The organism is Ktedonosporobacter rubrisoli (assembly GCF_004208415.1).
GTDB lineage: Bacteria > Chloroflexota > Ktedonobacteria > Ktedonobacterales > Ktedonobacteraceae > Ktedonosporobacter > Ktedonosporobacter rubrisoli.
In genome coordinates this window covers 10,086,556-10,106,249 of record NZ_CP035758.1, presented here as the reverse complement: position 1 = coordinate 10,106,249, position 19,694 = coordinate 10,086,556, and the positions used below count along the sequence as shown (strand labels likewise).

Annotated in this window: 15 protein-coding genes; 8 read left to right on the top strand and 7 right to left on the bottom strand. The window is 48.9% G+C overall.

What is annotated here, in order from left to right; genetic code table 11:
* Positions 1-87: 87 nt before the first annotated feature.
* The 4 genes from EPA93_RS43250 to EPA93_RS43235 all read right to left on the bottom strand — a co-directional run bounded on the left by EPA93_RS43250 (position 88) and on the right by EPA93_RS43235 (position 3,142).
* Positions 88-624: a macro domain-containing protein gene (locus tag EPA93_RS43250; protein WP_129893502.1), complete on the bottom strand. Its 537-nt coding sequence runs from the start codon at positions 622-624 to the stop codon at positions 88-90.
* A 19-nt stretch (positions 625-643) separates the two neighbouring features.
* The gene (locus EPA93_RS43245) at positions 644-1,201 is read right to left on the bottom strand and encodes a hypothetical protein (RefSeq protein ID WP_129893501.1); all 558 of its coding nucleotides are present in this window, start codon (positions 1,199-1,201) and stop codon (positions 644-646) included.
* A gap of 793 nt (positions 1,202-1,994) precedes the next feature.
* Positions 1,995-2,333: a hypothetical protein gene (locus tag EPA93_RS43240; protein WP_129893500.1), complete on the bottom strand. Its 339-nt coding sequence runs from the start codon at positions 2,331-2,333 to the stop codon at positions 1,995-1,997.
* Positions 2,334-2,386: 53 nt separating this feature from the next.
* Complete coding sequence (locus EPA93_RS43235; RefSeq protein WP_129893499.1) at positions 2,387-3,142, bottom strand: replication-relaxation family protein; 756 nt, start codon at positions 3,140-3,142, stop codon at positions 2,387-2,389.
* Positions 3,143-4,032: 890 nt separating this feature from the next.
* Between EPA93_RS43235 and EPA93_RS43230 the strand changes: the two genes are divergently transcribed.
* From EPA93_RS43230 to EPA93_RS43220, 3 genes are all read left to right on the top strand, one after another.
* Positions 4,033-5,733 (top strand): ABC transporter ATP-binding protein, encoded by a 1,701-nt coding sequence (locus tag EPA93_RS43230; RefSeq protein WP_129893498.1) that lies wholly within the window; start codon positions 4,033-4,035, stop codon positions 5,731-5,733.
* 98 nt (positions 5,734-5,831) lie between these two features.
* A complete protein-coding gene (locus EPA93_RS43225) occupies positions 5,832-6,407 on the top strand; it encodes an ECF transporter S component (RefSeq protein WP_129893497.1) in 576 nt (191 codons plus the stop codon).
* 102 nt (positions 6,408-6,509) lie between these two features.
* The gene (locus EPA93_RS43220; protein WP_129893496.1) at positions 6,510-7,421 is read left to right on the top strand and encodes an energy-coupling factor transporter transmembrane component T family protein; all 912 of its coding nucleotides are present in this window, start codon (positions 6,510-6,512) and stop codon (positions 7,419-7,421) included.
* A gap of 109 nt (positions 7,422-7,530) precedes the next feature.
* Here EPA93_RS43220 and EPA93_RS43215 read toward each other — a convergent pair whose 3' ends face one another.
* From EPA93_RS43215 to EPA93_RS43205, 3 genes are all read right to left on the bottom strand, one after another.
* The gene (locus EPA93_RS43215; RefSeq protein ID WP_129893495.1) at positions 7,531-8,016 is read right to left on the bottom strand and encodes an NUDIX hydrolase; all 486 of its coding nucleotides are present in this window, start codon (positions 8,014-8,016) and stop codon (positions 7,531-7,533) included.
* A gap of 255 nt (positions 8,017-8,271) precedes the next feature.
* Positions 8,272-9,735, bottom strand: a complete 1,464-nt coding sequence (locus EPA93_RS43210; protein WP_129893494.1) for a hypothetical protein — start codon at positions 9,733-9,735, stop codon at positions 8,272-8,274.
* A gap of 14 nt (positions 9,736-9,749) precedes the next feature.
* Positions 9,750-11,696: an ABC transporter ATP-binding protein/permease gene (locus EPA93_RS43205; RefSeq protein ID WP_129893493.1), complete on the bottom strand. Its 1,947-nt coding sequence runs from the start codon at positions 11,694-11,696 to the stop codon at positions 9,750-9,752.
* Between the two features lie 223 nt (positions 11,697-11,919).
* Between EPA93_RS43205 and EPA93_RS43200 the strand changes: the two genes are divergently transcribed.
* The 5 genes from EPA93_RS43200 to leuA all read left to right on the top strand — a co-directional run bounded on the left by EPA93_RS43200 (position 11,920) and on the right by leuA (position 19,329).
* Positions 11,920-13,341 carry a sensor histidine kinase gene (locus EPA93_RS43200; protein WP_129893492.1) on the top strand — a complete coding sequence of 474 codons (1,422 nt, stop codon included), beginning with the start codon at positions 11,920-11,922 and terminating at the stop codon, positions 13,339-13,341.
* Positions 13,342-13,343: 2 nt separating this feature from the next.
* Positions 13,344-14,060: a response regulator transcription factor gene (locus tag EPA93_RS43195; RefSeq protein WP_129893491.1), complete on the top strand. Its 717-nt coding sequence runs from the start codon at positions 13,344-13,346 to the stop codon at positions 14,058-14,060.
* A 371-nt stretch (positions 14,061-14,431) separates the two neighbouring features.
* Positions 14,432-15,382: a thioredoxin-disulfide reductase gene (trxB, locus tag EPA93_RS43190; RefSeq protein WP_129893490.1), complete on the top strand. Its 951-nt coding sequence runs from the start codon at positions 14,432-14,434 to the stop codon at positions 15,380-15,382.
* A 183-nt stretch (positions 15,383-15,565) separates the two neighbouring features.
* Positions 15,566-16,936 carry an MFS transporter gene (locus EPA93_RS43185; RefSeq protein WP_129893489.1) on the top strand — a complete coding sequence of 457 codons (1,371 nt, stop codon included), beginning with the start codon at positions 15,566-15,568 and terminating at the stop codon, positions 16,934-16,936.
* Between the two features lie 713 nt (positions 16,937-17,649).
* Complete coding sequence (gene leuA / locus EPA93_RS43180; RefSeq protein WP_129894825.1) at positions 17,650-19,329, top strand: 2-isopropylmalate synthase; 1,680 nt, start codon at positions 17,650-17,652, stop codon at positions 19,327-19,329.
* Positions 19,330-19,694: the final 365 nt, after the last annotated feature.

Genomic DNA, 19,694 nt, shown 5'->3' with positions numbered 1-19,694 from the left:
ACCGAAATGCTAGATGTAAGCTCCAGTATGTAAAGAATGGCAGTATCGATTTTCTCAATACTCCGAAATTGCTTCATTGTAGTCCCTTCATCTATCGAATCCTTGGTAATCCTGCTGTATATTCTGGGATGACGCTCGCTCTGCCGTTGGCAATTGCAAGTCTTCTAGTTGAAAAGCCCAATCGCGCTCCTTGATATAGATGGAAACAGGAATATCAAGTGGAGCTAGATAGCGAACCATTAATGGCCCAACATTCTCCCAGGACAGGCCGCCATTTCCTGTGCCTAACTGGGGAAATGAGATGCTCGTTATACCAGCTTCTTTATAGTGCTGGGTAAAGTAGAGCAAGCCACTTTCAATGTATTGAAGTGTGGAAGGATCACGCCAGCTCTTCTTTGTGGGAAAATTGAGAATCCACGGCTGGCAGGCTTTATAAAGGCACGGCCTTCCGACATGAAGTCGTCCGGTCTTGCAATCATGTCTGTAAACATAATACATGTTTGGATAACGCATTGCGAAGGCGCGGGCAATTCCTGCTCCCATAATGCCTACACAGTTGACGGCATTTACGATCACCTTCGAAATCGACTGAAAGATGCTTCCATAGTGGTAATCTATTCTCACTATCTCCTCCTTGGTTTACCTAACGGTCAAAATCGAAATGTGGAAGTTCTTGCGTCTTTTTCTGTTCTATTTCTTCAAGGTACCAGGATAGGCGCATCATCTTGGGTAAACCTTCGCCAGAATCCCAAGGATTTGTCACTTCTTCAGGGGTATAAAAGGGTCTCTGCACTACACTATTGGGGGATATATCTGACATATTCCGCATTAGCTCTAACGCTTTTCTCTGCTCATCCTCATCTGCAGTAAACGCGAATACTTCTAGTGCTCCGTACAAGTCATAATCTATGGCAACTGTCGGAAATTGCTCATTCAACTGGTTGTATTGCTCTAATTCAGTAGGGCGTGGGGGGAAATCGGCATGCTGCGCAAGCTCACGAGAGAGAGGATAATAAGTTTTAGTAGTTTCTGTCCATTTATGGGTCTTCTCCCAATCAGTTTGTGTAACTTCCTTTTGTGCACTGAGAAATAGCTCTGGCCAATTGCGTGCTGGCATGCCCTGGCGCATTACAAAGTACCCTCCAGCACCGTCTGCAAAGATGTATCCATCTTCGAACGGTACATATTTATCGTTCTCCATAAGGTGGCTCCTTTCGGTGACTAAACAGAGACAGCACAACAAATACCATCTCAAAACTACAGCATGTCAACAGGTTGTCAGAACGAAGTTTTCCAATAATCGCTAGGATTATTATACTCGATGCTGGGTTAGAGCAAATGGCTTGACAAGGCAGTTTAACTAGCTTATCCGAAAGTTTTCCGTCTATGAATGAGGGATGTCAAGCTAGTTTAGTTCCACCATCCGGCTGCTAACCGGATAATCGAGAACCTATAAAAATTCGCATATGCCCTTCATCCTTCGACAATTCTTTGACTCTCTAGCAACTTATTGCTGTATATCAAGTCTGATGCAAGCTATTAACTTCCCTATTAACTTCTCTCTGATCTGTCTGAGATATACTTCCTCTGCTAATCCATAGCTTACTAACATTACTAATGGCAAGGCTCCTGGCGGGGAAATAGAGCTGCTAGAAGATCATATCAGCAGAGAACGTACAAAGCAGGGAGAAAAATGGAGAGAGATTTGAACAAAAATGAATCAAATGATATTAGTGAACAAGATACGATTCCGCTCCCATTTGTTGATTCTTTTCGAGATATAATTCGACATTATCAACTAACCTGGGTAACCATTGCACACGTTTCTGATGTGCCTACTGCAACAGTATGGCGCATACACCACGGTTTACCAGTACGAAAAATCTCGGCTATGCGAGTTCGCATCGCTGTAACAAAGTTGACAGGGCGGCCATTTATTGGGCCGATTAATGTATATTAATCGGCCTTAGGAGAGACAAATTTATCAAAATCCATTATCTTCCCCAATCATGATCGGGGGGTAGCTCAGGCGGCAATTCAAGAGTAGGAGCATGGTCAAGCTCTTGTATGATATCTTCTACATTCAGGTCCAACTCGCTTATAGCCTGTCGAGCCTCCTCATTAATATTATTATTTTCTGGCACTTGCAGCGGAGCACGGAGCCAAGCTTGCACCTCCTCCTGGGTGAAATTTTCCTCTAGAGTCTGAACCCATCCCGCTGGCAATTGTCGGTCGAGTTCGCGAACCTCATCTAGCGACGGGGAAAATTGTACATCTTCCCAACGCATATTTCGCACTGCGATTTCTAGTTTATCTAATTCATCATGGTTCATATGTTATCTCCTGCCTTTCTCAGCCAGGTCATTGGGCGTTCTTGACGGTGCCTTCACGGTGACACCTCACCAATCTCCTGAATCTCCTGAGTCTCAAGAGTAAACCAAGCAATACATGGGCTCAACTGTTTGTCAGGATTGACGGTAGCGTCATGATCCCGCACAGCTGTAATAAGTGATGTATAAGCGTTGGTATCAACAAAGTACCAGAAGCGCGAATAAAGTGTGGTAAGTGCCTCCATGGTAGCGAGCTCATCACGAATCGTTATTGGATGCTGTGGTGGACGCTCGATTACGCGAACAGCGATGCGTGGTAAAGTAGGGGAAAACAGATCGGCGTCAGGGATGGGGCTAGTCTGGCTCTGTCGGCGTAATGTGCGATAGGATATCCAGTTCCCTTGTAAGCTGTGGCTTTCCAGGGTGAGACGTACCGCGTTGACGGCGTAGAGATGGCGAATAGTAGCAGGCCGTGGCTCATAATAGGGATAAGGAGAACCAAGTTGGGTAATGCCTCTTCGACTGAGCCAAAGGTAGGGGGGATACTCGGCAATGATCTTTCGGGGTGGTTCAATCAGTCCAAGTTGCTCCCAGCGTTGGACGGCATCCCGGGTCGCAGAAATACTGAGGGTTCCGGGAGCCTTGGTCGTCGCTTTCGCATGCAAGCCAAGTAAGCGGCGAAGATGGTCAAAAGAGAGACAAAATTGCTCGGCAATCCAGTTTAGGACAAGAAGATCACGCTCGGTAATATGCAAAATGCCAGCATCTCTGCGTCGTTTAGTATCAGAAGTATCTGTGATATCGCGTTTCATAGAAACCTCATGTAAAAGAAGAAGAACGTAATCATATTAATATTGTATATCAGACTGCCTGAAGTGTCTACAACAATAGATTGAACAAGGGGACGTAAAAAGGACCGCAGAAAAATTTAATATGAAGAGAAGAGGAGAAAAGAAACAGCCATAAGATGGAATGATTGAGGCAGGAAAAGCATGAGGATATCGAGAGATGGTTGAAAGATGGGAGAAAGATATGAGAAGAGATACGTAGATAAGATAAACGCAAGGAAGAGCTAAAGGTGAAGAAGTACGGGAGGAAGAGGTAAGTCAGAGAAGAATAGGAGCAGGAGAAACAAGGATGAGGAAGTAGGTCCCACATACGAAGCCACCACAAGGATAGAATCAGTGCTAAATGCTCTATCCTTATGGCGACCTTTTAAGCGATATGCTTTACGGGTAAATCCACTCTAAAAGTGTTACATTGTGTTGCAATACCGACTGGCGTCGTTAACGAGCACTCGGTGGATGAATATGTTCCGCTGGCTCCCTTGGAACAGCTAGTGGCCGATACGCTGCAGCTGCTCTCTCTCTGGCAAAACAATTAAGCAGGGCCAACGCTTATCTCAATTGCCGATCCACCCTTAACAAAGTGGGCCGGCGATTGATTTATTCTGCAAATCTACTCACTGTTTCTATGCAGAGAGGGCGGCGAAGCATAGCTTTTTTTATGCTCTTACGCGTTTAAGTAGCGCTCGTTAAGATCATAGCTCAAGCTCACGACTGGCAAGATTGAGGAATTATTTCATAACTCAACAAGCATTGACATAACGTAGCTTAGGAGATTAGAATGTATTTAAATAAGACGAGTACTCCCGCGCTGCGCTCTTGAGGTGCAGGCTGTGAGCAAAAGGCTAGCTTTACTCATGACCAAACAACCCAATGACTTACAAGAAGCGCCAGAAGCAGGGCAAATAGCAGTATATGTACAGGGGTTGAGTTTTCGTTATCGAAGCCTCGATGATGAGCCAGAGCCACAAAAAGAATCTGCAACGTCAGCAGAACCACTCGACCAGCCACGCGCAATTGAAGATATTTCCTTCTCCCTTCCCAAGGGAGAGCTTATGCTGATTGCGGGGCCCAGCGGATGCGGAAAAAGTACGCTGCTCAAATGCCTCAATGGCCTGATTCCAAATAGCTTTCCTGGGATGCTTACAGGCGAGATCAGACTGGAAGGAAAAGCTATATCAGGCCTTACGCTGCGCGATCTGGCCAAAAATATCGGCACCATGCTCCAGGACCCCGATAAACAAATCCTCGGTAGTACGGTCGAGCAAGAGATAGCCTTTGGCATGGAAAACTTGAATACACCCCGCGCCGAGATGAACCGGCGCATTCAAGAAGTGCTGAAACAGCTTCATCTTGAGCACTATCGCAAACGAGCAACTTTTGCCCTTTCAGGTGGTCAACGTCAGCAGGTAGCGGCAGCCGGCATTGTAGTGCTTGAGCCTTCGATCTTCCTGTTTGACGAGCCGTTTGCTAATCTCGATGCCCGGGCCGTGGACGAATTAGAAGGCCTGATCGCCGCTTTACGCGCGCAGCGGCACACTGTCATTATCGTTGAGCATCGCGTAGAGGAAGCGCTAAGCCTGAACCCAGAAAAAGTGCTACTCATGCGCGATGGTCGCCAGGCCTTCTTCGGAGACATTAAGGCATTTCTGGAAATTGCCGATCCTACTCAGGTCAAGTTGCCAATCGAGGCTACGTTACGTACGTTCAGCGATCCCGCGCAAGCCAAAGCTTCCCTCGTCAACCCCATTGTCAGCGGGCAACATACCCAGAAAGACCAAAGCGCACAAGCCGCTTCCCCCATCCTCAAGTTCGAGAATGTTCATTATCGCTACAGCGTTTTCGCCGACGAAATTCTTCGCGGCATCTCCTTTGATGTGCAACGTGGCGAGACTATCGCTTTACTTGGCCCCAATGGTGCCGGCAAAACCACGCTAGTTAAGCAGGCTCTTGGCTTGCTCCGTCCTTCTCAAGGCGCGGTTAGCCTTTTCGGCGAAAATACGCATAAGCTCAGCGTGGCTCAGCTAGCCTCGCGCATCGGTTACGTCTTTCAGAGCCCCAGCGCTATGCTCTTTGCCCCTACCGTGCGTAAAGAGCTCAGCTTTGGACCCGAGAACCTGCGTATGCCCACAAAGCAAATAGAGATGGCGGTCCAGAAAGCTGCTGATGCTCTCAACATCAGCCAGTTTGACGAACGCTCGCCCTTCTCGTTGAGCTTTGGACAACAGAAGCGCGTAGCTATTGCCTCTGTTCTTGCTATGCAAAGCAAAATCTTGCTCCTGGACGAGCCAACGGCGGGACAAGATTATCGCTCATATATTATTTTTATGGAATACTTACGCAGCCTGCCCGATCTTGACGCGCTGCTCTTTATCACCCACGATCTGGATCTTGCTCTACGTTTTACACAACGTGTCCTGTTACTCAAAGATGGTAAGCTAGTGGCCGATGGCCCTCCATTGCAGGTACTGTCAGATCCAGCTTTGTTGGAGGAGTGTAATTTGCGCCCTACGTCGTTGCTGCGTTATCTCCTGGCCGAGCGTAATGCTGTAGCTTGATTCCTGGCTGCAGAGAAAGGAGATGTCCATAGCTATTTCCATTCTTTCATCCTTGCTTTATCAATCTATTTATTCGTCACCCGAAAGGATATCTATTCATGGCAATCACAGAAAATCGCGTTGAGAGCGCGTCGGCAAAGTTCTGGAAGATTGGCGTACGCCAGGTCGTTTACATGGCCCTGGGCGCGGCGATCTACGCAGCCCTTAGCTCCGTCACCATCCCATTACAGATCCCAGGGGCATCTCATGTGCAACTTCGTCCCGCTATTGTCATTCCATTATTCTTTGGAGCAGTCTTTGGACCCTGGGTTGGCCTGTTTACAGGTGGCGTCGGCAACGCCATCACTGACCTCATTTCAGGGCAACTCTGGTGGAACTGGGAGATCGGTAACGGGTTAATTGGCTTCGTTGCAGGCCTGGCCGTCTTCTATACTCTGGGCCGCTACAACAAGACTAACAAGATTATTATTGCCGAGATTTGTGGCGTGCTGGGCAACATTGTCGGTCTGGCCTTTGCCGCTTATCTGGATATCTGGGTTTCCAAGATTACGCTCCAGTCTGCAACGGCAACTGAGTTTATTCCCGCACTTATCCCGAATATTATTCAAGGCTTGATTCTGCTGCCTATTGTCCTTGTGGCATATAATGCAGCAGTCAACCGCCTGGGTCGCTAAACATGTAAGATAAGCAGCAGGAGGCTGGTTAGCTTTCTGCTGCTTGTTTCTTTGTCTTGCTATAGTCAGCCAGACGGTAGAAGAGTATGCGAGAAAAATCCTATGCTTATTACTTTTTCTTATATCAAGCGCGACTCGTTCGTGCATCGGCTCGATCCCCGCGTGAAGTTTATCTTGCTTTTTGCCTTTAGCCTTATCGTTATCCAGACCTCAAATTTCTGGTTTTTGCTTGGGGGTCTTATCGCCGCATCCTATTATTACAGCCAGGCGCGCCTTAAGTGGGCTGAGACAAAAACTGTCTGGATCTTTATTATCATTCTTACTATCTTCCTGGTCATCGTAAATTATTTTATCTCGGCTGGTGCCGTGATCCAGGGCGTAGACTTAAGCCATCAACACATTATCTATAATTTACCTTTTATCGGCTTTATCTCGCATCCACCGTATGTTGGCTTTGTGCCGCTGGTGATCAGTGTGGAGAGCCTTGTCTTCCTGCTTACGCAGACCATGCGCAATATCGGCATTGCGCTCTTTGTCGTTCCCATCCCGTTTACGATAGATCCAGCCTATATTGGCGTTGCCTTTCGAGGCATGGGAGTCCCTGACAAAATTTCTTATGCTGTCGATCTTTCTTTCCGCTTTTTACCGACAATCGCCCGCGACTTCAGCACTACGCTTGATGCGCAGCGCGCCCGTGGTTTTGAGATGGATAAATTGCGTGGCGGCCTCTTTGCTAAGATTGCCAAGCTGGCTCCCATGATCGTGCCTGTCATTATTGGCTCGGTGGTAGGAGCCGAGGATATTATCAGTGCGATGGAGCTGCGTTGCTTTGGGATAGGAAAACGTTCCTGGCTGATTGAACTGCAAGCCCGCCAGACGGATCGCCTACTTATCACGCTCTCCCTGGTCATTCTGGCCCTCACCACCCTCCTCAACGTCCTTGGCTATTTTGTCAGCAGTGGTCCGCTGTATATGCTGCACACGCAGGGTATACCAGGTTTCTTGCTACCATAACAGAAAACATCAGGCTAGCAAGTCCTCACTAAGACGCAATAATGCTAGCCTGCTCTATTCTTCATGTATATTCAATGGCTATAAGAAATACCCATACGGAAGACTGAGCTTATACGCGCTGAAAGCTCCAACTCACAATTTCACCTTTGTGATAAGGCATACAGCCATGGAAAGGACGAGGATCTTCATCGAAGACCATGGGGAGGAAAAGCCGATCTCCCGGCCACAGCGACAGCGAGAGGAGCGAATCGCGCGGCACCCACTCTAATGTTCCTTCAGCATTGTCTGTTCGCACGTCGCCGTGCCAGCTCTCGATGCGAAAGATAAAGCCGAACCAGTCTGCGCCATTTTTACCGAATCCGGGCCAGGATATGGTGCCGCGCAAAAGCATACTTTCCGCCATGATTCCAGCTTCCTCATAGATTTCGCGCCTCATGCCCGTGATAATATCTTCGTCTGGCTCTAGCTTTCCCCCCAGGCCATTATATTTCCCATAGTGCAAATCGTCATGACGCTTATTGCGATGGATCATCAATACTTGTCGACTGTCAGCTGACAAAATGTAGCCCAGGGTTGCCAGAATAGGCTTAAACATGCTCAGCTCTTTCTCTCTCTATTTTTTCTCTTTGCTCTCTGCAATGTCTGCAGAGTTTATAAAATCCACCTGTCCGCCTGTAGCATACAGGGCGAGCCGGGCTTTGGCAAGGGCCATATGACCTTTGCCAAAGGTTATTGTCAACGCGCAGCCAGGCCTCAACGGGGCAAGCATAAACCCGGGAGATCACTGAAATAAGGAGCGGGAACATAATGTGCCTGCCCCTGGAAGGCTGACGAGACAGGTAGATAGCCCCTATGCGGTGATCTCGTAGACCCCATCGTGCTGCTGAAATCTGGCATTATACATTTGAACCTGGTCAGTTCGGATGGTGAGTTCTCCGTTCTGAATCTCCAAGTCACCTCTAGGAACCAGCGTGTAGAGGTACGAGCGGTCGGACGCTGGCGCTACTATTTTTACCGAGCTCAGGCGAATGCGACTGTCACCCACCTCAATTTCTTGTTGGAATATTGTTTCGATCCACATCGACTGACCATCTAATTGACATGCAATATAATCTCCTATCGCTTCACTTCTGTTCTTCTTGTCAGTACCCGGCTTCTGAGGAATTTTGATCCTGACGAAAGCTTTATCATGCCATTGGGAGGTAATTTGATCTATAGTTGCTTTCAGTTGCTGATTTTGTTTTTCATAATAGCTAGTTATTTCCTTGTCCAACTGCGTGTCTCCAGCAGTTACAGCACTGCCAACGTGATCAAGAAGGAACTGATCAGGCTGCGTAAAGCTCGGCTCAAAGTTCATTTGCAACATGAGTGCAAAGGCAGCTGCTCCAATCTCGTAATACTCGTCCTGCTTGGTGAATTTAGAGAGGGAGGCATCGGTATAGGTGGAGGCAAATAACGCTGCGGCTTCCTCGTTCAGAACAGCCGAAGAGGCATCGGGATGATGCAAGAGTGCCAGCGCACGAAATTCCATATAGCGTGCCTGACCTTCAATAATATCCATCTGGCTATCACTCCTGTTACTTGCTTCCTCTTGCAAATACTGCGCAAAGAAGTAGTTTCCAAACTGGATATTCTGCTTCTTCTTCGCGGAATCCGTAGTTACTAACGCCTCGTGATAAAAGTGCCACATCTGGGCACGAGCTCGTCGGGACGAATAAGGGATTGGGTAGGTATCGACGCGAGGAGCTTTCACGTCCTCAAGGGTAACGATCTTACCACCTTTTTCGAGCATAGGCTGCAAGGCATAGTGGGTAGCCTCATGAACAACCACACGAAACACTTGATCGTGCAGATCATTCATACTTTTCGCGCCCAAAGTCAGCAGGTCAACGTTGAACACGTACGTCACTCGATCGTTGAACATACGTGGGCTAAATGGTGTTGTTAACAAGTTGGAGGGAAGAGAAGTAGTGGCATACTCAACAACCTCATTTGGACGCGCGATTTTGGCATTCTGGCTGTTGATGAGATAAGCCGCTTGATTCAAATTGCTTACAAGCAGAATTTGCTTGTCTTGCATGAGAAAGTGCGGCCATAATTTGTCAGCATTCTTGATGAGAATCTGGTCAAGATCTCTGGCTATGCCTGGCAGTGCGAGCTTGATCCACTGTGGAAGCTGGCTTGAGGATGCCTTTGTATCTTTTGTACCTGCTGGTGGACTTGCTGGTTTTTGTACAGGAGCTTGTTGTGCGCAGGCACTCAAAAGCATGAGCACTAACAGCATGAGCAGGAGTAAAGAGCGTTTCTGTTTCATATAAAATACCTTTGCTAGTGTCTTCGTAACAGTTCAATTGCCGAGAGCCTGGCGGCTTTGCTTGCCGGAATGAGACTTGCGGCAAAGCTTACTATCATGGCTATAGCGATGGTGCTGCCCAGCGTCACGACACTTGGTTGGAGCAGGGCATAGTTCATATAGGCAGTGATAAGGGGATTGACGACCAACTGCGCTATCAGGGAGAGAACGATGCCGAGTATAGAGGCAAAGAGCCCTAGCAGCAACGCTTCGGCCAAGAAGAGCTTCTTGATATCGTTTCGGGTGGCTCCCAGTGAAATGAGCAAGCCGATTTCTTGCAGCCTTTCCAATACGCTAATGTAGAGGATGATCCCGATCATGAGCACTGCGATGAATAGGATCAACAATGAGGCCGAGAGGATAATCAGGGTAAAGTTTTGAAAAAGATTGGTTAAATCTTTTAAAACATCCTCAGGTGTGACCACGGTATATTCCCCTCTAAAGGTCTTGACAATACCGGGCACATCCTGGCTATTGGCGAGATAGACACTTAACTGGTTGGTGGGAATATCGGCGTTTTTGCCTAAAAACTGCGATCTCCTTACTAAATCTTTGTCTGTTGCATAGGGAAGATAGCCATGATCTTCCCCAATCAAGGTTTTCTCGGTCACGCCAGTCACCGTAAAGGTTTGCTCATTCCAGCGTGCAGGATAGGCATTGAAAGGATCAAGAGCCAGTGACTTTAGCTCGATCTTTGTGCCGATCAAACGTTGAAAATCCGAGCCTCCTAGCAATCTTTGCGCGATAGTGGCAGAAAGCGCAATTTCGTCTGTCCCGTCTTTGGGCAAGCTTCCGGCGATGACACGCGGAGTGGTATAGAGTCCCCAGTACTTCTGTTGGAGGAGCGGATCGAGCTTGAGATCAATTTCTTGTTGATGCCAGAGGATTTTTCCATTCAGCTCATATTCATCTTGTACCAGCCTGACGCGAGGATCATGCTCGATGTGGAGAGAGTCGTTGAAATTCATTTGACCTTGTTTAATAAAGGTGAGTTTACTGTCATCTACGATTCTTTGCCTGGCGTAGGCCATATAAGCTGCAATTCCATTGTTCAGGTTCAAAGCAGATGCCAGCCCGGCAATACCGATTACCATCCCGATAGAGACAAGAACATACCTCCACTTTTTCTCAAGGATCTGCTTTGCCGAAAGACGAAAAGGCGTAAGAGGATCGGAACTCCTCTGCTTTGGCAGGGCAGGCCTTTGTGGTTTGGGCTCAGCTGGCAGCGCTTCTAGCTGCTGGTAGGGCAACATCTGATCGGTAATTACTACTCCATCCCTCAGTTCTACAAGATGGGTAGCATATCTTAAGGCGTCATTGTCGTGTGTCACGACGATAACTAATTTGCCAGCCTGGGCGATCTTTTGGAGCAAGCTGAATATAAGCTCCGAAGTTTTGGAATCCAGCGCTCCACTGGGCTCATCGGCAATCACGATATCAGGGTCCTTCACAAGGGCACGAGCGATTGCTACACGTTGTTTTTCTCCGCCGGATAAAGTAGCTGCTCTGGAAGAAGCCCTCATCTCCAGCCCTACTTCCTGGAGCGCTTGCAGCGCCCTTTTGCGCTTCTCGCGTTGGGAAAGAGGAAACATCATTAGCCCAAGTTCCACATTCTCAACGGCTGTCAAGTGTTCGAGGAGCTGAAAATCCTGAAAGATAAACCCGATGCTATCCTTTCTGAAGTTGGCTATTTCCCGGTCCTTTAACTGAGAAATATTGCTGGACTTGATAAGAATCTCTCCTTCTGTTGGATAATCCAGTCCTGCCAGCAGGTTCAAGAACGTCGACTTGCCCGACCCGGATTTTCCAAGGATACAGACAAATTCGCCCTGGTCAAATGCCAGATTAATATCGTTCAACGCAATAACACTTGCTTGCGTTCCCGGTTGATAGGTTTTTTTGAGGTGACGAATCTGTAACACAATGTGCTACCACCTTTCTCCTGCGTCTGTGAAGAGGAACCCTGGAGCTCTGTTGCTCCTTGCAGAAAAGTCTAGCAGGCATCCTGGAGCCTGCGCATCGTAGAACTCTACATGTAGAGTTCTCCCTGTTTTTACACCGAGAGGTCTGCTATACTCTAGTGAAAAGATTGAGCATAACCTGTTCAGCAAACATTGAACTTCACGCTTACGAAGGATAAACACAATGAAGAGCACACCGCTTTCGCGCGCTTTGCGCTGGTTGTTTCTTTTCTGGATAGGTGTGGTCTATATCTGGGGGGTTTGGGGTATTACTACAGTAAGTGGGATATATCAGGGCAGACCCGCTCTTTTCATCCAGCAAGGCTTGAAGATAGATAGCAGCAACCTCTTGCATATTGGCATCTTTACCCCGCTGTTGCTCCTTTATGGAGTGCTACTATGGATCGGTCTCTCAGGACGGATCAGCTCTCGCTTCGCCTGGCTCTATTTTCTGCTCGAAGGGGGAATAGCCCTCGCCTGTAGTTTGATTTTACATCAGATGAATGTTGCGCTCAGCCTCTACCTCACCCTGACGCTGGCAGCAATCGTCATACTTAAACAGCCAGGTAAAGTGTTGCATGTAGCTATTGGCTCTATCCTACTCCTTTTGCTGGCGCTGTTTACAGAAATCTCGCCACTGCTGAACAAGGCGAATACAAGCGCTTTCTACTGGGAAGCTGTCAGTGGTCTGTTGCCAAGCTATCTGGCCACGGCGCTCTTCGTCGTGGGCTATTTATTACTTTACCGCCAACATATGCAGGCGGCAAAGCAACTAAGCCTTGCCTATGATGAACTGGCAACAGCTCATCTCCGCTTACGGTTCTCCACCGAGCACATCGTCCAACTCAGCAGGATCGCCGAACGAGAGAGCGTGGCGCGCGACCTGCACGATACGCTAGCCCAGCAGTTGGCCGGTCTATTGATGCAACTGGAGGCAATTCAGGCAGGGTTGATTTCACGGCGGTATGCCGAGGTATTGGAAATGGTTGAACAATCATTGCCTGAGGCACGCCTTGCTCTCATAGATGTGCGAGGCACAATTGCCGACCTGCGTAATGATGAGATTTCTCCTAAAACCCTGGCCCAGAAGGTGCAGCAAGAGATGGAGCGTCTCAATGGTGGGGCCTGGTCGAGCTGCCATGTCGAGCTCGCTGCGCTTGCCCATGTACCGACAGCGCTTTGTGAACAAGTCAGGTGCGTAATTTCAGAAGGATTAACGAATATTGCGCGTCATGCTTTAGCGAAAAAGGTGTGGATCACGACTTCATTAGTAGCAGGAGTTCTCGAAATTACGATCGGAGATGATGGGATTGGCTTCGCCAACGCGCCTGAAACAATTTCTGCCGGGCATTATGGCCTCATAGGTATGCGTGAACGTGCCCATTTGTTAGGAGGTGAACTTATCATCGACAGCGTACCAGGTAAAGGGACCAAGATCCATCTCTGCATCCCTATTGATGAGGGAGAGAGAAGAAACAGGAAGCCTCAATCCACGCCGGCAGAGGCACTCACAGAAGCGGCCATAAGCGCTCATATGGATGAACCGTCATTTATGTCAAGATGGTTTGGCGCAGATTTGCTGCCAAACCGCAAGGAAAGCACCTGATTATGAGCGAACGATCTTTACCAATTCGTATAGTGATTGCTGACGATCATTTAATGGTACGCATGGGACTACGCATGATGCTCCGTATGGGAGAAGGCATGGAACTAGTAGGCGAGGCTAATGATGGCAAAGAGGCAATCCAGCTTGCTGAGACTTTACGGCCCGATGTAGTGCTGATGGATCTGCGCATGCCTGTCATGGATGGCCTGGAGGCCTTAACCTATATTCGTCAGCATTGGCCGGAAATCGCTGTGCTCATTCTAACAACATACAACGAGGATGATTTGATGATCAAAGGACTGCAGGCAGGAGCTCACGGGTATCTGCTCAAAGATACGACGTTAGAAACATTGCATGACGCCATTGTCGCCGCAGCCCGTGGCGAGATTCTGCTGCAAGCAGCGATCATGAAAAGGGTGCTTGAGCATACTACACCCACCTATCCCGCTCCACTCGCTCCAGCAGGGCGTAAGCGTAGCAAAACAAACTTGACTGAGCGCGAATTAGAGGTACTGGCTGCAGTAGCGCAAGGCCAGCGCAACAAGGAGATAGCCAGGAGCCTTAAGGTGAGTGAGCGCACAATCTGGGCTTACCTCACCAACATCTATACCAAACTTGATGTGGACTCACGAACCTCAGCCGTTACTGTAGCGATAAAGCGAGGCCTCCTTCCGCTGCAAGAAGGAGAGCAGGCATTTCCCGACAGAGATAATGGCTGACAACATCCACTTTTTGTTGGCTGCATCAGTCGTAAAGCCACGCTGGAGTAGATTGGACGCAACCGGGAACTGGTGACCGCGGTTGGGTGAAGGCAGCAGATTGCTGTCAATGCCATCCCTGACAGGACCTCATGAACCCTGGTGAGCAATGGGATCAAGCCATGAGAATCTATTTGAGAGGCTGTCTGGGGAATAGATCCGTGTTATATAGATAGGAAATATATTTTCCCGGGCGACAACATCCAGCGCTGTCAACCCGGGATGGCTATTGCTAGATGGAATGGGCATAAATAAGGCTCTGTTCGTGTTTATATAGGCAGATAAACCCGCTCTTATCTAAGCACAAAAAAAACAAGTGAGGATACATGGCGATGGCAAAAGTATATGGAGTCATCATTATAGGCTCAGGTCCGGCCGGCTACACGGCGGCGATATATGCATCACGGGCGAATCTTCCTGTCCTGATGTTCCAGGGCTACCAGACTGGCGGCCAGCTCATGCAAACCAGCGAGGTCGAAAACTATCCCGGCTTCGAAGAAGGTATTATGGGACCGGAGATGATGGATAAGTTCGAGCAGCAGGCCCGCCGCTTTGGCGCTGAAATGCTGCCCGAAGATGTTACCGCCGTTGATTTCAACCGGAAGCCGTTTGTAGTTACTAGCGACTCGGGCGAGTATCGGGCCCACGCGATCATTATAGCCACAGGAGCTAGCGCCAAGTGGCTACAATTGCCCAGCGAGGAGCGCCTGAAAGGGCGTGGTGTCTCGGCCTGCGCAACCTGCGATGGCTTCTTCTTTAAGAACAAAGATCTTGTCGTGGTAGGTGGAGGCGATACAGCAATGGAAGAGGCAACCTTTCTGACGCGTTACGCAAATCATGTAACCCTGGTCCACCGCCGCGATTCGTTGCGCGCCAGCAAGATCATGCAAGATCGCGCGCGCAAAAATCCTAAGATCAGCTTCATTATGGATTCAGAGATCGCCGAAGTCCTTGGCGAGAAAGAGGTTACCGGCGTTCGTTTGCGCAATGTAAAGACCGACGAAGAACAGAAGCTAGACGTCCAAGGTCTCTTCCTGGCTATCGGCCATCAGCCCAATACCGAGCTGTTCAAGGGGCTCATAGATATGGACAAGGCCGGCTATATCGTACCGGTCGAACATACGATGACAAATATCCCTGGCGTTTTTGCCGCCGGGGACGTGACCGATCATCGCTATCGCCAGGCGATTACAGCCGCCGGTGATGGCTGTCGCGCGGCTCTGGATGCTGAGCATTGGCTGGCCAACCAGGGTCTAGACGTCACAATCGAGAGTTGGGATTAAAAGCCACGCCACTTTACATATACAGAAAAGGGAGCAGCCTGCGCAGGTTGCTCCCTTTTTTTCATCCCCATCAGCATTTCGTCTTGCTTGCCAGCAGCATACTGCATCAGTATAATAGCTGTTAAGCCCTATTCACACTTTTATTATCTCCATCGCTTTTAGTTAAGAGAGGTCAGCAATTCCATGGAGATTACTGACAAATCTGGAGATTCCTCTCCTGAAACCTCCAATACGCTTAGCCTGCGCCCTCTATCGCTCTTTGGGCAGGTCAACTTGAACATCTTCTGGCTCGCCAATCAATTTCACTGGCAAGCCCTGCTCGCCGTCGTCATCCCCAGTATGGTAGCAAAATTCCTCAATCCGGCCTACAAAAGCATTAACCTTGCCCTTGTGGTCAACTGGGGAACCATCGTAGCCTTTCTTGTAAACCCTCTCGTGGGCGCACTCTCTGACTATGCCAGGTTCCGTATGGGCCGTCGCCGCCCTTATATGATTATCGGAACCTTTCTTAATGTCGCTGTTCTCGTTATCTTCGCCTTCTCTCCATCCTGGTTTCCATCCAGCGCCTTGCTCCTCATTTTCTCAGCGCTCTTTATTTTGTTACAATTCAGTAATAACCTGGCTAACGCGCCATGGAGTGCGATTATCGCAGATAATGTTCCGCCACAGCAAAGAGGGATCTCATCGGGCTTCAACGGTCTCTTCAATCTGCTCGGTACCATTACTGGCTCTATCGTCGCGGGTATCATTGTCAACAAAAACGATGCGCTCCCTCTTTATCGCAATGAGATTGTGCAGATCTTTCTGCTCATCGCGGCAGTGCAAATCATCTTTGTGGCCTATACTGTACTCACAGTCAAAGAAACTCCTCTGCCCAGCGAGCGCCACATCACGCTTCGCCCCCAGGAGCTTCTAAAAAAATTCTTCTTTAAGCCGTCAACGTATCCAGATCTCGCATGGGTACTGCTGGCGCGCTTTCTTGTGATGATGGGAATCTGGAGCATTTATTACTTCCTTGAGTACTACTTTGACGATGTGTTTGGCGGACCTGGGGTCAAAACGCTTCTGTTCAACACTCCTTTCTCCGGCGAATTTTTCAACGGCGCGCTCTTTCAACCGGTTATCATGCTCACAGCCTTGCCCACCTCGCTGCTGGCAGGCTGGGCCTCGGATCATTGGGGACGCAAAGGATTGGTTTATCTTTCAGGGGCAATGATGGCTCTGGTCTGTGCGATATTTATCTTCTTTCCTCAGCAAACCTTTGCTTTGCTGGCTGGGGCATGCTTTGGTATTGGCTATGGAGCCTATACAAGCGTCGATTGGGCCCTGACAACCGATGTACTGCCACCAACAAATGAAGCAGGCAAGTTTATGGGGATCTGGTCGGCGCTAGGCATACTTCCACAGGTCATCGGGGTAAGTATTGGCGGCGTTGTACTCCAGCTCTTACGAACTATACCTGACCATTTTGGCTATACTTCGCTCTTCTTATTGACTGTCATTTATCTGATCCTGGGAACAGGCGCCATCTACCGCGTAAAAGGGGTAGAGTAATGCATTAGCATTTATTATGACGCTGCTCATAAGACCTTCATAGTGAGAACCATGTACCGGCGTGGCCCAGGGCAATTTAGTTTTTACCAAAGCGGGAGTGCAGAGGGCGGCCAGCCCTCTGCTGGGGTACGGGGCGCGCCGCGATCTAGCGGATTATCCCCGTTTTCCTTTCTATTCGGGCGGGTGGGTGGAGCAAAAAAGGAAAACTAAATAGCCGTGGGCGTGGTCTGCAGGTAGTTGACAATTTTTGTAGACGATGATAGAGTATGCACACAAGGTTAGAAATAAGCGAACAGTAAAACTTTTTAGGAAGGACCATCTCACTCTTATGGCAGGCTGGATGGTGACTCTTCATAGAATGAAGAGTCCTGACAACTTACTTGGTCTTGGGCTTCTTACCCTTACATACGTCGCCCAGGGCCCTGTGATCCGCCTCGTGAGAGGTCAAACTTCCCAGTAACAAACATCTATCACAGAGAAAAACATCAGCCGTGGGCGACAGAGAAAGTCCACGGCTTTTCTATACTTAACGAGCAGCCGTGGATATGCCCACGGCTTTTTGTTTGCTCTGTGTTGTGCAGCAAGCCGTTCGAGGCTCAAGCACCCCAATCGGCCCTATTTACTGATTGATGCACAACTTTGGAGGTAAAACAATGTTCTCTGATGACTCAAAATCTGTAGGCGTAAATGGACCCGTTAAGCCTTTCTCTGGCATGCAAAAAGGCCCGATTTCCAAGTATCGCCCCGCTCCTCGCATTGATCTGCCCGATCGCCAATGGCCCTCGCGCATAATTGAGAAAGCGCCTACCTGGTGTAGCGTCGATCTGCGCGACGGAAACCAGGCCTTGCCCATTCCTATGAGCGTGCAGGAAAAGTTGGAGCTGTTTGAGATACTGGTAGGCATCGGCTTTAAAGAGATCGAGGTAGGTTTTCCTTCAGCTTCACAGATCGAATTTGAGTTTATCCGCCGCCTGATTGAAGAGAAGCGCATTCCCGATGATGTCACAATTCAGGTCATCGTGCAGGCCCGTGAAGAGCTTATCCAGCGCACTTTCGAGTCTATTCGTGGCGTCAAAAAGGCCATCATTCACCTTTACAACTCGACCTCGCCCACACAGAGACGCGTAGTCTTTGGTCTGGACAAGGCCGATATCATTAAGATCGCCACCCGCAGCACGCAGCGCATTAAAGAAATGTTGCCAACTCTGCCCGATTCACAGATCACCTTCCAGTACTCGCCAGAGAGCTTTGCCCTGACGGAGATCGATTTTGCCCTGGAAATCTGCGAGGCAGTTGTAGATGTCTGGCAGCCAACACCCGAGAATAAGATGATCCTGAATCTGCCCGAGACCGTTCAGATTGCCACACCTAACGTCTATGCTGATCAGATCGAATGGTTCTGCCGCAATATGCGAGACCGCGAGAGTGCGATTATTAGCGTCCATACGCATAACGATCGCGGCACTGGCGTAGCAAGTACCGAAATGAGCCTGATGGCCGGGGCAGAACGTGTAGAGGGTACCTTATTCGGCAATGGTGAGCGCACTGGAAACGTTGATCTCGTAACAGTTGCGCTCAATATGTATATGGAGGGAGTTGATCCGGGTCTTGATTTCAGCAATCTGGATGCTGTGCGCCAGGTTTATGAGAAATGCACAAGGATGCAGGTACCGATACGCCAACCCTATGCCGGTGAGCTTGTCTTTACGGCCTTCTCTGGCTCTCATCAGGATGCGATCAATAAAGGAATGGCCGCCCAGGATACCGCACCCGGCGCTCTGTGGGATATCCCCTACCTGCCCATTGACCCTAAGGATATTGGACGTACCTATGAGGCTATCATTCGCATTAATTCCCAATCGGGTAAGGGCGGCGTGGCCTACGTGTTAGAGAATGAGTACGGTCTCCAGGTACCAAAGGCGATGCGCATCGAATTCGGGAAGATCATTAATGATCTGGCTGACGCTTGCGGCACTGAGCTGCCAGCTATGGCCATCTATCAGGCCTTCGAGAACACCTACTTGAAGAGCACGCAGCCTCTGGCCCTTGAAAGCTTCCATAGCGAAGGGATTGATGGCCAATATGCTTGTATCGCACGTATTGAGCAAAATGCAACCAGGCATGAGCTCCTGGCCCAGGGAAGCGATCCTGTGGAGGCTTTTGTGCAAGCATTGAATGAGCGGCATATCGCCAACTTCTCGGTAGTAGAGTTCAGCGAACATGAATTGTCAAGGGATGCAAAAAAAGCAATTATTGCTTATGTACAGCTCAAGTCTGAGGCAGGCCAGACCTCCTTCGGCGCAGCTGTGGCGCAGAATAGCATCCAGGCCCGTGTTCAAGCCGTGATCTCTGCTTTAAATCGCCTGCCAATTCACACATATGCAGCTCGCTAAAGGATAATTATGATAAATACACAAGGACAAGCACAGGTAGTCAGGGGATTGGTCGATCCCCTGACTGCCCGTAAGTCAGCAATTATGATCCTCAGTTAATCAAGCTTCCCTCTTTCCAGGAGACCACATAGAGCATTCTTCCCACTTCTAGCCTCTAACCTCAAGCAGCCTTACGTACGACGCTTACTAAGTGGCAAGCATGGTATAAATTATGTTGATTTCTTTTCCCGCAAAAATAATTTCGACATCTAGTACAGCTAATTATCGATGATAGCAGTATATATCAGGAGTTGATAACACAACCATTGTTACTTCACACAGATTGATACGTCTCAATACCCAGGAGGTTGAGAATCCAGTCGATG